This is a genomic window from Deltaproteobacteria bacterium (assembly GCA_016930875.1).
In the GTDB taxonomy this organism is placed as follows: Bacteria; Desulfobacterota; Desulfobacteria; order Desulfobacterales.
In genome coordinates, this window is sequence record JAFGFW010000153.1 from 1 (window position 1) to 13,338 (window position 13,338).

General features: G+C 50.9%; 14 protein-coding genes. 6 read left to right on the forward strand and 8 right to left on the reverse strand.

The genetic code is table 11. The annotated features are described in order from the left end of the window. The first annotated feature begins 256 nt into the window (after nucleotides 1-256). Nucleotides 257-826, forward strand: a complete 570-nt coding sequence (locus JW883_13005; protein ID MBN1843184.1) for a nitroreductase family protein — start codon at nucleotides 257-259, stop codon at nucleotides 824-826. Here the strand turns inward: JW883_13005 and JW883_13010 are convergent. Further along, entirely contained in the window at nucleotides 813-1,556 is a 744-nt protein-coding gene (locus JW883_13010; protein MBN1843185.1) for a hypothetical protein, read from the reverse strand. The genes JW883_13005 and JW883_13010 overlap by 14 nt on opposite strands. 406 nt (nucleotides 1,557-1,962) lie before the next feature. Between JW883_13010 and JW883_13015 the strand changes: the two genes are divergently transcribed. The 3 genes from JW883_13015 to JW883_13025 all read left to right on the forward strand — a co-directional run bounded on the left by JW883_13015 (nucleotide 1,963) and on the right by JW883_13025 (nucleotide 3,451). Continuing rightward, complete coding sequence (locus tag JW883_13015) at nucleotides 1,963-2,358, forward strand: PA2779 family protein (GenBank protein ID MBN1843186.1); 396 nt, start codon at nucleotides 1,963-1,965, stop codon at nucleotides 2,356-2,358. A 122-nt stretch (nucleotides 2,359-2,480) separates the two neighbouring features. Beyond that, on the forward strand, nucleotides 2,481-2,972 hold the full coding sequence (locus JW883_13020) for a peptidase C39 family protein (GenBank protein MBN1843187.1): 492 nt from the start codon (nucleotides 2,481-2,483) through the stop codon (nucleotides 2,970-2,972). 5 nt (nucleotides 2,973-2,977) lie between these two features. After that, the gene (locus JW883_13025; GenBank protein ID MBN1843188.1) at nucleotides 2,978-3,451 is read left to right on the forward strand and encodes a tetratricopeptide repeat protein; all 474 of its coding nucleotides are present in this window, start codon (nucleotides 2,978-2,980) and stop codon (nucleotides 3,449-3,451) included. Nucleotides 3,452-3,466: 15 nt separating this feature from the next. Here the strand turns inward: JW883_13025 and JW883_13030 are convergent, their stop codons facing one another. From JW883_13030 to rpsF, 7 genes are all read right to left on the reverse strand, one after another. After that, complete coding sequence (locus JW883_13030; GenBank protein MBN1843189.1) at nucleotides 3,467-5,332, reverse strand: LysM peptidoglycan-binding domain-containing protein; 1,866 nt, start codon at nucleotides 5,330-5,332, stop codon at nucleotides 3,467-3,469. Between the two features lie 294 nt (nucleotides 5,333-5,626). After that, nucleotides 5,627-7,291, reverse strand: coding sequence for a GTPase HflX (gene hflX, locus JW883_13035; GenBank protein MBN1843190.1), 1,665 nt, complete (start codon nucleotides 7,289-7,291; stop codon nucleotides 5,627-5,629). A 7-nt stretch (nucleotides 7,292-7,298) separates the two neighbouring features. Next, nucleotides 7,299-8,660: a replicative DNA helicase gene (gene dnaB / locus JW883_13040; protein ID MBN1843191.1), complete on the reverse strand. Its 1,362-nt coding sequence runs from the start codon at nucleotides 8,658-8,660 to the stop codon at nucleotides 7,299-7,301. Between the two features lie 5 nt (nucleotides 8,661-8,665). Continuing rightward, on the reverse strand, nucleotides 8,666-9,112 hold the full coding sequence (locus JW883_13045; GenBank protein ID MBN1843192.1) for a 50S ribosomal protein L9: 447 nt from the start codon (nucleotides 9,110-9,112) through the stop codon (nucleotides 8,666-8,668). Continuing rightward, nucleotides 9,084-10,070: a YybS family protein gene (locus tag JW883_13050; GenBank protein MBN1843193.1), complete on the reverse strand. Its 987-nt coding sequence runs from the start codon at nucleotides 10,068-10,070 to the stop codon at nucleotides 9,084-9,086. Before JW883_13050 ends, JW883_13045 begins: the two co-directional genes overlap by 29 nt. A gap of 279 nt (nucleotides 10,071-10,349) precedes the next feature. Next, a complete protein-coding gene (locus tag JW883_13055) occupies nucleotides 10,350-10,610 on the reverse strand; it encodes a 30S ribosomal protein S18 (GenBank protein ID MBN1843194.1) in 261 nt (86 codons plus the stop codon). Beyond that, a complete protein-coding gene (gene rpsF / locus JW883_13060; GenBank protein MBN1843195.1) occupies nucleotides 10,597-11,136 on the reverse strand; it encodes a 30S ribosomal protein S6 in 540 nt (179 codons plus the stop codon). The genes JW883_13055 and rpsF overlap by 14 nt, the downstream gene beginning before the upstream one ends. Nucleotides 11,137-11,354: 218 nt before the next feature. Here rpsF and JW883_13065 point away from each other — a divergent pair, with 218 nt between their 5' ends. After that, complete coding sequence (locus tag JW883_13065; GenBank protein MBN1843196.1) at nucleotides 11,355-11,804, forward strand: archease; 450 nt, start codon at nucleotides 11,355-11,357, stop codon at nucleotides 11,802-11,804. A gap of 50 nt (nucleotides 11,805-11,854) precedes the next feature. After that, a complete protein-coding gene (locus tag JW883_13070) occupies nucleotides 11,855-13,303 on the forward strand; it encodes an RtcB family protein (protein MBN1843197.1) in 1,449 nt (482 codons plus the stop codon). Nucleotides 13,304-13,338: the final 35 nt, after the last annotated feature.

A 13,338-nucleotide genomic window follows, 5' to 3' on the forward strand; every position in this document is an offset into this window, starting at 1 on the left:
AGCAGCCCGACAGCTCGGGGTTTCTACATCTGCCATCTCCAAAGCGATCACAAGGAGAATGAAAGGCTAAGTCAAGCTAGTCAATAATGTCCCTCATGCTCCCCTTGGACTTTAACATGTTACGACTGAAAAACTTGAGAAGAAGTACAGCGTATCAAACGTGCTCTCGACATGTAACAGAAGATCAGCTTTGTCTTGACATTCAACTGGGATGTGAGACATAACTCCGCTGAAAAAAAGACTCAAGGAGGTGGGAATGATTGTTGATCTTGTTGGCAAGAATCGTAGTTATCGGAGGTTTTACCAGGACTTCTCAATAGAGCGTCAAGCCCTGGAAGAGCTTGTAGGCCTTACCCGCCACTGTGCTTCGGCCGCTAACTTGCAACCCCTGAAGTATATTCTCTCCTGCGACCCTGAAAAGAATGCCCTCATTTTCAAACACCTTGCATGGGCCGGATATCTGAAGGACTGGCCTGGGCCCCCAGAAGGCGAGAGACCGTCTGCCTACATCATCGTCTTGGGCGATACAATTATCTCCAAATCATTCGGTTGTGATCACGGCATTGCAAGCCAGACGATTCTCCTTGGCGCCACGGAAAAGGGCCTGGGGGGATGCATGGTCGGCGCTGTCAAGCGAAAGGAACTCCGCGACGCCCTGGCCATCCCGGGGCACCTTGAGATCCTGCTGGTCCTTGCCATTGGCAAACCCAAGGAGAAAGTGGTGATTGACACTGTGGGGCCTGATGGAGATATCAAGTACTGGCGGGACAGCAAGGATGTTCACCATGTCCCGAAGCGATCTGTTGACGAGATCATTGTGGCTTAACTACGCCTTCCTCTGGTTCGAACGTGACTTCAAAGAACCGATTCCCCATGTCATGTTTTTTGTCTGTCAGTAGCTGTTGGCGGCCCTCTTCGCTGATTTCTTCATCCTTTTGAGCGGTCTCATAAAGCTCTTCCAAGGGCTGATTGAGGAACATCTTGCAGAACTTCTCCGCATTTCTCTTAAGGAGTGTCCTGGTCGAGGGTGCCGGTGCGCCGCGGCCCAGTGCAACGATGTAGTCCGTATAGGGGGCAGGGGGGCCGATGTCGACTGCTTTAGCATACCAAAGGGTCTTGTTTGTGCCAACCTGGATTACCCGAATGCGCTCGTCAACGCGTGACGCCTGATGAAGACCGCCTTCGAAATAGTATAGCAAATCTCCTGTTATGATCAGATCGTAGTGCTTGCTTCGGGCTATGTCCATCAAGTTCTCCAAACGGATATCCGAAACATCTGATTCAAGTGACACACTTGTAAATACAGAGTTTCTGAGCAACTCCTCATATAAAGATTCACAGGCAACTCTTCCCACACCCCCTGCATAAGGGGGCTCCCTGAAGCTAAAGACAGCCACTTGGCACGAGGTGTAATCATCATGGAGAGGAGCTTCGTAGATGTGTTCTGGCAGGCCGGCAGGCTTTAGAAGGACATTGCGCTGATACGTACACGCACAACCAGCGACGCAAAATACCATCACCATCGCACACACCGTGATCTTGGTTGACACCCTCATTGTTTCATAATCCCCCACCATCATATTCTTGACCAAGTCGAATAGACCTTACCCTTGCCACCCTTTTACATCACTACTCAAATACTGTGCCAAAAGCTTCAACTACGGACCGGACCAAGAAGTTTATGTCCTTAATTGGGCAGTTTGCGGCAAGCACGATGTGCAACTGCTTTATATTACACAGTTAAGTCACTTCATGTACCCTTGCTACGGGGGTTGGATACAAACCCGAGAGCAGGAATCACTACGCATATCAGCGCCCTCCTACGTGGAAATTTTTTCCTAAGTCAACCGATTGACATGGACGGTGTTTCCTGATAGATACGGCGATACTCTGGACTAAAATACAAGGCCGGGTCCCACTGGAACTTGCGGTCCGGCAGGCAACCGAAAGGAGTGTGACAACATGTCAAGACCGTTTGCAAAATGTGTGTCGTGGTATCTTGTTTTGGCGATGTTCATTATAGGGGTTGCCCCGAGGGTTGACGCGGGTCTCTCCCCATCAGAGGTGATCGCTCTTTCCCAGGCTGACAGGACTTCTGACCTTCAGAAGATTCAAAAGATTCTTGAGACAAAGATGATAGGGAAAAGGCTTGAACAATTCGGTTTTTCGTCTGACGAAATCAAAGCGAGACTTGGCCGGCTCAATGATCAAGAGATCCATCAGTTCGCCCTGAGGCTTGACGAAATCAAGATAGGCGGCGGAGGATTCGAGGTCATTGTAGTGCTTCTTCTCATAGGAATACTGATCGGACTTTGGCTTCATGTTTCAGGGAAAAAAGTTGTTATTCAAAACAGATAGTGCTGACGTTGCAAAACGCTCATTTCGCTCCCTTCCGTATTATTTGCAGCAAGCTTATCTTGCCACTTAATAAATCCGCTTGGGCTCGGGGATGGCTGCGTATATTCCTTCTGATCCTGCTTTTGCTTGTCTCGTGTGCCCCAACTCCTGATTCCAGGGAAACCAGATTCCATGTCATAGAAAACGTGCCGTTTTATCCGCAGCAAGCATACCAGTGTGGTCCTGCCGCACTGGCAGGCGTTCTGAACTACTGGCGCTTGGGTGTCTCTACTGAAGATATTGCGGGTGATATTTATAGTAAGTCAGCAAAGGGAACACTTGATGTGGATATCGTCTTTTACGCCAGGAAGAAAGGTTTTAAAGCCAGGCAGTATAAGGGCAGCGTTGAAGATGTTAAGCGTAATATTGATTTGGGCTACCCTGTAATAGTCTTAGTTGACTATGGTTTCTGGGTATATCAGCAGGGCCATTTTATGGTTGTTGTCGGCTACAATGAAAATGGAATTCTTGCAAATTCAGGAACAGAGCGGCTTAGATTCATATCTTTCCAGGACTTCATTAAGTCCTGGAAAAGAACAAAGCGCTGGACGATGCTGATAACCCCCGAAGATTGAACAACATGCCAAATGTGAGTCACAAAGCATCCCCTTTCTTGGCGCTCAGCTTTTGCTTACTGCTGGTTCTTTCTGGTTGTGCCTTTCCAAGGATCGTCGTGCTTGAAGACCCCCTCACTCCTGAGGAACACTTAGATTTGGGAGTGGCCTATGAGAAAAATGGTGAGTTTGGCAATGCCATAAAAGAATATGAATTGGCGGCCAAGCAGCTTCCTGTTGCTTATCTTTATCTTGGCAATGCCCATTTTCACAATAATGAGTTCAATGAAGCGGAACAATATTACAAACTGGCAATAAGAAAAGAAGCCTTCAATGCTGATGCCTATAACAACCTTGCATGGCTTTACTACGTGAAAGAAAAAAATCTCAATGAGGCAGAAGGCCTTGCCCTAAAGGCCCTGGAACTGAATCCTTCGAAAAGCAACGTTTACGGGGATACTCTTGAAAAGATCAGGGAGCTTAGAAAGACGGTTGAGTAAGGCGTCGATTTGCTGCTATCCTTTTTGGTCGACCAACAATGACTGGCCCGGGTATATCATCGACCTCGGTGTCAGGTCATTGATGCGGAGGAACCGTTCCAGTTTCATATTGTGAAGCATGGCGATCTGATATGGAGTATCTCCCCGTTTAACCAGGTAAGAGTTGGTGCCTTCCTGTGTTTTTTCCACATTTGTACCCTTGCGGATAATGAGTGTCTGGCCGATATGGAGCCGGGTGCTCTTCAGGTTGTTTAGCCGTATGATTTCCTGGATGTTGGTTCTATACGCTCGAGCCAACAGCCACAGAGAGTCACCCCTTTTGACGCGGTGCCGAAGGGGTTTTGTCGTGTCTGCGCGGGCAGCCTGGCTCGCTATGGCGTACGAGCGTCCTTTCCATCTTGTAGGGATCTTGAGCTTCTGTCCAACTCTGAGGTAGTTTTGTCTTCGCAGGTTGTTAGCCTGCATAATGGCGCGGACACTAGTTCGGTAGCGGCGCGCCAGATGTGACAGTGTCTCGCCTCGCCGGACCCGATGATATTCATAGAGTCTCCTGGGCGGCGTATACACCGGGATGTCGTCGAGCTTTGCGCTCAATATCGAACCCTTCTCCGCAGGCACCTTAAGCTCATAAGATGAAGGCGGGGTCACCTTGTAGCGGAGTTCCGGGTTAAGCATCTCGATGTTTTTACTTTGGACGCCCAGAGCCTTGGCGATGTCCTTCAAATGAACCTGTTTGGGCACAGTAACCAACTCATAAGAAAGAGGCGGGTCTGGGGGCTGGAGATCGAAGCCGTATTTCTGCGGGTCATTTAGGATATAGAGGACTGCAAGGAACCGGGGGACATATCGGGCCGTTTCCCAGGGGAGCCTTTCAAAAAGATCCCAGAAGTTGTCGAGATACTTGATGTTTTGATTGCGGATGACCCTAAGAACCCTGAATTCACCACAGTTGTAAGCTGCCAGCACTGTGCTCCAGTCTCCGAATATCTTGTGAAGCTCTTGAAGATAGGAAATAGCCGCCTTGGTAGACTTGCCAATGTCCATTCGCTCGTCTATCCATTGGTCCCGGCTGAGACCAAACTTGTAGCCTGTGGACGGTATGAATTGCCAGAGACCAAGGGCCCGTGCCCTGGACAGCGCCTTGACCTTAAACCCGCTTTCTATCAGTGGAAGCCAGGAAAGCTCCTTTGGAAGTCCTGCCTCCTCCAGGGCTTTGAGGATCTCAAAGCGGTGTCTGCCGGAGCGTTCATAGGAACTGAGAAAAAATTTTCTTTCTGGGCCCTGGAACAGCTTGATCTCCTTCTGGACATGTCGATTCATGACCATCGGAATGGCATTGTGGTTTCCGTTGACCACTGTGCGCTGGGAGGCATAGATCTCAAGCATTCGCTTGCAGATCATAAACCGGATATCCTCTTTCTGTTGGATCAACTTCGGCTTCTTGTTGGTATCGGCCTGCAAGATCAAGTTGTAGGCTTGATCGAGTGAGGCAACGGCATTGTCAAAATCCCCTTTCCCCCAAAAATCCTGCGAAGCCTGACAAAACTCCAGCGCCTCATCCAGGATTGGCTGAGCATCTTTTGGTTCATCGGTCTCAGCAGATAGGCCGGCCGTGGAGGACGCCTGAGGGTTCATTTCCATTGGGTCGGCTGCAGTGTCCGCAGCAGCGCTGCCAGGAAGGGATGCTGACTCCGCGGTTGTTTCCGTATCCATGGACCCAGCCGACGGATCAGTTGCCTGGTCTTGAGAGGATGCCAGCCGGACATCCGACGTGTCATTGACTGCTGCGTTTTGAAAAGGGGTTTTCTTCGAAGCTGACGAACAAGCAGTGAGCGCGCAAACAACAAGTACCAACAGCACTTCTTTGAAATATGGCCTCATATCATCCTTACCTGATTTTTCTGGCACGCCTTTTGTGAAAAACCCCCTACCGTAATTAAGGCAAGGGGCCGAGTCGTCAGAGCGATCTGTTAGCAATGGACACATCTGTTGTCAAGCCTTTCCAACGCGTTGTCGAAAATTCGGCCGAACAATCCAAAGATAATCGCAGCTCTTTGCCGGGGTCACACGCCAACCATATCGTACAAGCAAACTTTGTGCCTTTCTTAGGGCCTGGCACAAAAAAGAGGTTGTTTCTTGAGCGCTGGAAACAGAACTGCTGCTCAGGCCGGTGTCTCACAGGGCTTTTGCGGGTGAGGACCGGTTGGCACTTCTTTTCACGCGACGGATGTATTCCTCTATCCTGTCAAGAAGGGGGGCAAGCGTGTGCTCGTCATTTGCCGAGATGGGGATACCGCGCCACCTGCGTGTGAGCCTTTTTACGGCCAAAGGGTCGATGAGGTCTTGTTTGTTAAGGACCGTGAGCACAGGGATGCTGTCCAAACGAAGGTTTTCGAGGATCCGTTCTACAGATTCTATCTGGTGGGGAAATCTCGCATTGCTTATATCGATGACATGGATGAGAAGGTCAGCGTCTTCAAGTTCTTCAAGGGTGGCACGAAAAGCTGTTATCAATTCCTGAGGGAGTTCTCGGATGAACCCCACCGTATCGGTAATAATGACCTCGGCCTCCTTTGGGAGCCTCTTTCTGCGGCTTGTCGGGTCCAGTGTAGCAAACAGCCTGCTTTCGGCCAGCACTGAACTGCGGGTAAGGGTATTTAAAAGTGTGGACTTGCCCGCGTTGGTATATCCAATGATGGATATGATCGGCAACCCTTTCTTGTTCCGCTTGGCCCGCCGCTGAGCCCGTTGTTTCTGGATGGACGCAAGGGACTTCTCCAGGCGGGCTATGCGATTTCGAACGCGTCGTCGGTCAATCTCCAATTTGGTCTCACCCGGACCCCTGCCGCCAATACCACCAGCGAGGCGAGACATGGCCGTGCCCTTTCCAAGAAGCCGAGGGAGGAGGTATTTGAGCTGAGCCAGCTCCACCTGGATTTTTCCCTCGCGGCTCTGGGCCCGCTGGGCAAAAATATCCAGGATTAGTTGCGTTCGGTCTATAACCTTCAGTTCTATTAGATCCGTAATAGAGCGGATCTGGGAGGGGTTCAGCTCTTGATCGAAAATCAGAAGATCCACGCCTTTTTGTAGCGCCAGAATAACCAGCTCGCTAAGCTTTCCCTGGCCCATGAGAAAGCGAGGATCTACCCGCTGTCGGTGTTGAATGACAGTGTCGATAACCGCAATCTGACAGGACTCTGCAAGCTCCCGGAGTTCTGCCATGGAGTCTTGCGCCACACGTTTAGGGGCTGTGGTAACACTCACAAGAACGGCCTGATCCCATTTTCCTTTTAGCTTCTGAGCCCGTGCTTTGCGGGCAAATTCAGATTCAAGGGACCGGATAAGGCCCTCGCAATCTATGTCAAGCTCCCCTGATCCAAGAGGGGAAAGGATTTCCCAGTTTGCCCCATTTCTGCCTTCCGGAAGGAGGTGGGCGGCATGGACCCGAAGCGGGTACCCCTGGGCATCGATCGTTATGGCAGCCATAAGGTCGAGGTTGAGAAGGGCCAAATCCATGAGATCATCCTGTGTCAGGGGCTCATTTTGGAGATGAGTATGCACACAGCGAAGACCCTTTAGTCGCCCTCCGCCGGAGCGATATTTTTCCAGATTCGGGATCACAATCTGCTGGTGGGTGCCGACCATGACATAGGCAGTCCGCCCGTGGCGATCGAGCAGGATGCCGATCTGACGGCGGATCTCAAAAGAAAGCTGACAAATGGCCTTGGAGAGCTCCGGCGAGACGATATAAGCAGGCGGAGTTTTCCGACGATAAAGATTAGTCAGACGGCGAACCTGGTCTGCCTTCAATCCGCCAATATGTCCATGAACTTTGATTATTCGATTCCTAGGTCACTGCGGATTCTACTGCCGCCGTCCAATCCTCAAACCTGGTGTACTCTTCCAAAAAGGTAAGGTTCACAGTTCCGATGGGGCCATTTCGCTGTTTGGCCACGATGAGTTCAGCAAGCAGCATCCTGGACGGGTCCAGGTCCTTATTATAGACCTTGTCACGATAGATAAATATTATGACATCTGCATCCTGCTCAATAGCTCCGGACTCACGAAGATCAGACAACACTGGTCGCTTATTGGTTCGCTCCTCCACCTTACGATTAAGCTGGGACAACGCAATCACCGGGATGTTGAGTTCCTTTGCCAATGCTTTGAGCGACCTTGAAATTTCAGATATCTCCAATTCTCGGCGTTCGGCAGAGGCCCGTCCCTTCATAAGCTGCAGATAGTCAATGGTGATGAGGCAAAGGCCTTTTTCCATCTTCATGCGGCGGGCCTTGGCCCGTATTTCCAAGGCAGAAATCAATGGTGAATCATCGATAAAGATGGGGATATCGTAAAGCGCCCCGGCAGCCCGGTTAATTCGCGCCAGGTCTGTTTGACTCAAGAACCCACCACGCATGCGCGCTGAGTCGACACTGGCTTCGGCTGAGAGCATGCGCAAGGAAAGTTGCTCTTTTGACATCTCCAGCGAGAAGATTGCCGCAGGTTCTCCTGTTTGAAGGCTCGCATTACGCGCGATGTTCAGTGCGAGAGCGGTCTTGCCCATGCTTGGACGGCCTGCAATCACAATGAGCTCGGCTGGCTGAAATCCAGAGGTTTTCTGGTCGAGATCTTGAAATCCGGTGGGCACCCCGGTGACTAGGACCTTGTTTGCGTAGGCCTCCTCTACGGCTTTGTACGTATCTGTCAGGATGTCTTTCAGAGCGAAAAAAGATGGCTTGACCTTGTTTTCCGAGACGTCAAATATGCTACGCTCGGCAAAATCGAGGACCTCTTCCACATCGCCTCTGTCTTCAAAGCACCGGGTGGTGATAGCCGCGGACCGCTCTATAAGACGTCTCAGGGTGGCTTTTTCTTTGATGATCTTGGCGTGGTGGGAGGCGTTGACGGCCATCGGCACCGTGTCCACGAGCTCAGCCAGATAGGACGCACCACCAACCGATTCAAGCTGTCCCTGTTCTTTCAGCAAGTTTGTAAGGGTCACCAGATCGGCCGGTTCGTTTCTCTCAAAGAGTTCCACCATGCCCTTGAATATCTTGCTATGGACCTCACGGTAAAAGTCCTGCTCGCAAAGAATTTCCAGGACTTCAGGCAGTGTTCTGTTGTCGATCAGAATGGCGCTCAGAATGGATTGTTCCGCCTCAGCGTTGTGAGGTGGAACCTTCTGCAACCAGGGATCATTAGTGCTCATAGGACCTATTCTTCTGCAACCACCTTAACCGTGATCTCTGGGTTGACGTCGGGATGGAGTTGAACAGGTACGATATATGATCCAAGCGTCTTGATAGGTTCAGAGAGCAGGATCGTTTTTCTATCCACCTCAAAGCCTTGAGCCTTCAGTTGATGCTCAATATCTCGCGTTGAAACCGAACCGTAGAGCTTATCATCTTCAGAGACCTTGGCGGCAATAGTGCATATGGCTCCCTGGATCGTCTTGGCCATGGCTTCAGCCTTGCTTAGGTTTTTGACAGTCTTGAGTTCCAACTGCTTTTTCTCTCTTTCAAGCAGTTTGCTGTTTGCAGCCGTAGCCAGGACTGCCTTTTTTTGTGGGAAAAGGTAATTCCTGGCGTAACCGTTGGCCACCGTTACCTCATCTCCAACGGTGCCGAGCGATTCAATAGTCTCTCTGAGAATTACTTTCATTTTTGTCATTCGCTCCTTTTTTCATTCGCCTGAAATCGATCCACACATCAAAAAAGCCCGCTGCAATAACCAGCAGAAGAACAAACTGCTGGATTGCTATGAGGCCGTACAGGATGCCCCTGAGTATTTTTGGAAATTGTTTTTTCTCGAAATAGAAAGAGACGATGGCAATACCCTGGAAGAAGTATATCGTCATCATGATAATCAGACCGTTAGCTCCAAAGAGCTTGAAGCCTTTGTGGGGAAGGAGAACCAGAATGCCGGACAAGATGACCAGCCAGACCAGGGGTTCGGGCGCTTTCCATTTATTGAGGGCGCCAAAGTCCGGGCAGAACAGCTTTCTGCTCTTCAAAAGCGGGCGGGCCAGCAAGAGGTTGCTCCAGACCACAAGGAGGGTCGAGACTATGACGATGGCGGGCATGATGCGAAGCATAACGTAAAGGATGCCTTCCATAGACTGAGCAAGGATGCCGATTTTTTCTTCAGATACGTCCATTTCTCTGTATATGCTCAGGGCCAGTTCAAGGTTCCCGTGCAGATAATTAGATATCTGGTCCCAGAGGCTTTCAGCCGAAATCAGGCCATATAGCGCCAATATCACGGCTCCGGTTCCCAGAATAACACCCGTGGTTACTGCCACTGTTTTCTCCAGGGAGAGATCCATCTCAAACATCTCGGACAGAATGAGCCCTATAAGGCCCAGTTCGAAAAAACACACAGTGGAGGTCACGGAACGCCAGCGCATCGCAGAGGCAACGATGAGGGTAACGGCAACGAGGATGAGCACCCCCCGTGGGCGACCCAGTCTTGACCGGTAGAAAAGGATGGGAAGGGGAACAAACACGCTGAAAAGGAGCCCCACAACCGGAATATACAAACCGGCCAGAGCAATCAGAGTGGTGATTGCGGTGGCCATGAGCAATTCCTTGTGTGGCTCGTTATGGGTGATATGGCTCACAGTGGACTATCCTTCTTGTTGAACACGTCAAGCCGGTTGGTTCCCCAAACTCATGAGGCTTGGAGGCTGTCCGAGAATGAGAGATTTTTTGCAAGGTCAAGGAAGGCGATCCGCCCCCGGCGGATTAACCAGAGGAATACATTGAGTATTTTGAGTCCGCCTCCGGCGGATGAGCCTGACCTGTCTGCGTGCGGACACGCACAGGCCTGACGCAGAGATTGCAGGAAATAGCCGTTCTCGGATAGCCTTCTTGCTGAGCCGAAGGGGTGAGCCACACTATCAGTAAAGGCTCAGGGTGGCTGCGTATGGCATCAGCGCAATAGTCCTTGCCCTTTTTATGGCCGTCGTGAGCTGGCGCTGGTGTTTGGCACAATTGCCGGATATTCGCCTCGGGATAATCTTGCCCCTCTCTGTCGTAAAGAGCCTGAGGGTTCGAGGATTCTTATAATCAACGACAAAGCTGCTGTCTGCGCAAAACCGGCAAATTTTTCTCCTGCGAAACACCCTGCGCTTCTGCCTTCTCTGCCTATACACTGCCATTTGCGGGCTCCTCCTCTTCGTTTGCTTGTTCCTGGTTCTCCTGCCCCTCGGTTTCACCAGTGGTGGGCTCAGATGTCTCTTCCGGTGGAGTCTCCCCTGGCTGAGTCTCCTCTGCTGGAGCCTCCTCTTGAGCCTCGCCTGCTGCTACCTCCTGCACTGGTTCAGGCTTTGATTCCTCCTCTTCCTTTGCGGCCGCCTCGATCTCGGCCTTCACTCGTTCCGGATCGACTTCCTTGTCTATGCAGACCGTCATGTACTTCAAGGCTCGATCATCCAGGCGCAAGTTCCTTTCGAGTTCTTTAACCAGAGACCCACCCCCGCAGAATTCCGTAAGGACATAATATCCGCGGGTCTCTTTCTTGATTTCATAGGCAAGCCTTTTTTCGCCCCATTCATCAAATTTGACGAGAAGGCCCTGGGCATCTGAAATGAGATTCGTGAGCTTGTCTAAAACGGACTGGCGTTCTTCCTGGGAAAGAGCGGGGTTTACGATAACCGTAGTTTCATACCTTCTCACTTTTGACATGTCCTCCTTTTGGATGTTAGTAGCCCCGATCTCGACCGGAGCAAGGAGATAAAAAAAATAATTTATATACAACCCCCACGCTTGTCAAGAGAATTTTGCACCACCCGCCGATCTCCGCTGGCGAGATGAGTTTTCGGTGAGTACCTGGTGCGAGCCGATCAAAGCGCTTGGAACAGCCTTGTAAGTCGTGCTATACGTACGGAAAACAGGCAAGACGCTTGAAGTCCCTGCAAGAGGAACACAGCGCAGTGCCCCCCAAATACGAATACATAGAACACACAGCAGACCTGGGGTTCAGAGCTTACGGCACAAGCCCTGAGTTGTTGTTTGCCAACGCAGCCGAGGCCCTGTTTGAAGTCTTGGTATCCCTCGAAACTATTCGGCCGAAAGAGGAACGGATTGTAGAGGTAGAAGCGCCTGGCTTTGACGCCTTAATGGTCAGTTGGCTAAGCGAACTCCTTTATCTGTTCGATACAGAGGGCCTGCTGCTAAACCTGTTTGAAATCAAGAGGATAGAAGAGGACTACCTGCGAGCAACGGTTTGCGGGGAATTCATGGACCCGGCACGACATGAAATTAGAACCGGTATCAAGGCGGTCACGTATCACAAACTCTATGTGAGAAAGAATGACGGTATGTGGGAAACCCAGGTCATTGTCGACCTGTGAGAATACGTAGAAGGTAGTATAACTCCTCCCTCAACAGAGAGGTAATTCTTATGCCAAGAGATATCGCGGTAGAAAAACTTGATGATTTTCGATGGCTTATCCCAAAGACGGGAAAAATGAGAACCCAAGGGCTTGTCTATACGGATGAGACCATGTTGGCTACAATCAAAAAGGATGCAAGCCTTGAACAGGTGGCCAATGTAGCCTGCCTTCCAGGGATCGTAGGTCGCTCCATGGCCATGCCCGACATTCACTGGGGATACGGATTTCCGATTGGCGGGGTTGCAGCCTTTGACATGGAAAATGGCATCGTCTCCCCAGGAGGAGTTGGTTACGATATCAACTGTGGTGTGCGACTACTTTGTTCCCGTCTGGATGCGGGAGACATTAAGGACCACATCCCAGGGCTTGTGAACGCATTGTTCAGAAATATTCCTTGTGGTGTGGGGTCCCGGCGCAAGGATCTGAAGCTCTCTGCCAGACAAATGAACGATGTTCTTGTAAAAGGGGCCAAATGGACGGTTTCTTGCGGGTATGGAAGCGCAAAGGACCTCGACCATATTGAAGAGGGGGGGTGCATCATGGGCGCCAACCCTGAACATGTCTCTGAAAGAGCCCTTAATAGGGGCAAGAACCAGTTGGGAACCCTGGGTTCAGGAAACCACTTTGTGGAAGTGGGCTTTGTGGAAGAGATCTACGACGAAACTGTTGCCGAGGCTTTATCCTTGCACAAAGGTCAGGTCACAGTGATCGTGCATACCGGCTCGCGGGGCCTAGGCCACCAGGTCTGCGATGATTATATCAAGCTAATGCTGAAGGCCTCGGGCAAGTATAAGATAGATCTGCCCGACAGACAGCTTTGCTGCGCACCTCTCTCCTCCAAGGAAAGCAGTCAGTACCTTGCGGCCATGGCCTGCGCGGCTAATTTTGCTTTCTGCAATCGTCAGCTCATTGCTTACTGGGTGCAGGAGACCATTCAGGACGTGCTCCAAATGGGACCAGGAGAACTCGGGCTCAGTCTTGTGTATGATGTCTGCCACAATATGGCGAAAATCGAAACTCATGAGGTGGATGGGAGACAAAAGCAACTATGTGTTCACCGCAAGGGAGCCACCAGGGCGTTCCCCCCCCAATCCCCGTTTATCCCACAGGACTACAAAGAGGTCGGCCAACCCGTCTTGATTCCAGGAGACATGGGCCGGTATTCCTATGTTCTTGTGGGCACCGACACAGCCATGAAAGAGACCTTTGGCAGCACCTGCCACGGGGCCGGCAGACTCCTCAGCAGGCACCAGGCCAAAAAGGTGGCCAAAGGACGGGCTATTGTCAGGGAGCTTGAGGACAAGGGCATCTATGTTCGAAGCGCCGGCAAGGGAACCCTTGCGGAGGAGATACCTGAGGCCTATAAGGACGTAAGCAGTGTAGTGAACGTAGTCCACAACGCAGGGATCGGGAAGAAGGTGGCCAGGTTGAAACCGCTGGGGGTGATAAAAGGATAACAGCTTGTTACTCTTTAGAATTCTTGACATAAATC

Coding starts and splice junctions, on each gene's coding strand:
- JW883_13005 (MBN1843184.1), top strand. CDS start 257: ATGATTGTTGATCTTGTTGGCAAGAATCGTAGTTATCGGAGGTTTTAC.
- JW883_13010 (MBN1843185.1), bottom strand. CDS start 1,556: ATGAGGGTGTCAACCAAGATCACGGTGTGTGCGATGGTGATGGTATTT.
- JW883_13015 (MBN1843186.1), top strand. CDS start 1,963: ATGTCAAGACCGTTTGCAAAATGTGTGTCGTGGTATCTTGTTTTGGCG.
- JW883_13025 (MBN1843188.1), top strand. CDS start 2,978: ATGCCAAATGTGAGTCACAAAGCATCCCCTTTCTTGGCGCTCAGCTTT.
- JW883_13030 (MBN1843189.1), bottom strand. CDS start 5,332: ATGAGGCCATATTTCAAAGAAGTGCTGTTGGTACTTGTTGTTTGCGCG.
- dnaB (MBN1843191.1), bottom strand. CDS start 8,660: ATGAGCACTAATGATCCCTGGTTGCAGAAGGTTCCACCTCACAACGCT.
- JW883_13045 (MBN1843192.1), bottom strand. CDS start 9,112: ATGAAAGTAATTCTCAGAGAGACTATTGAATCGCTCGGCACCGTTGGA.
- JW883_13055 (MBN1843194.1), bottom strand. CDS start 10,610: ATGGCAGTGTATAGGCAGAGAAGGCAGAAGCGCAGGGTGTTTCGCAGG.
- rpsF (MBN1843195.1), bottom strand. CDS start 11,136: ATGTCAAAAGTGAGAAGGTATGAAACTACGGTTATCGTAAACCCCGCT.
- JW883_13070 (MBN1843197.1), top strand. CDS start 11,855: ATGCCAAGAGATATCGCGGTAGAAAAACTTGATGATTTTCGATGGCTT.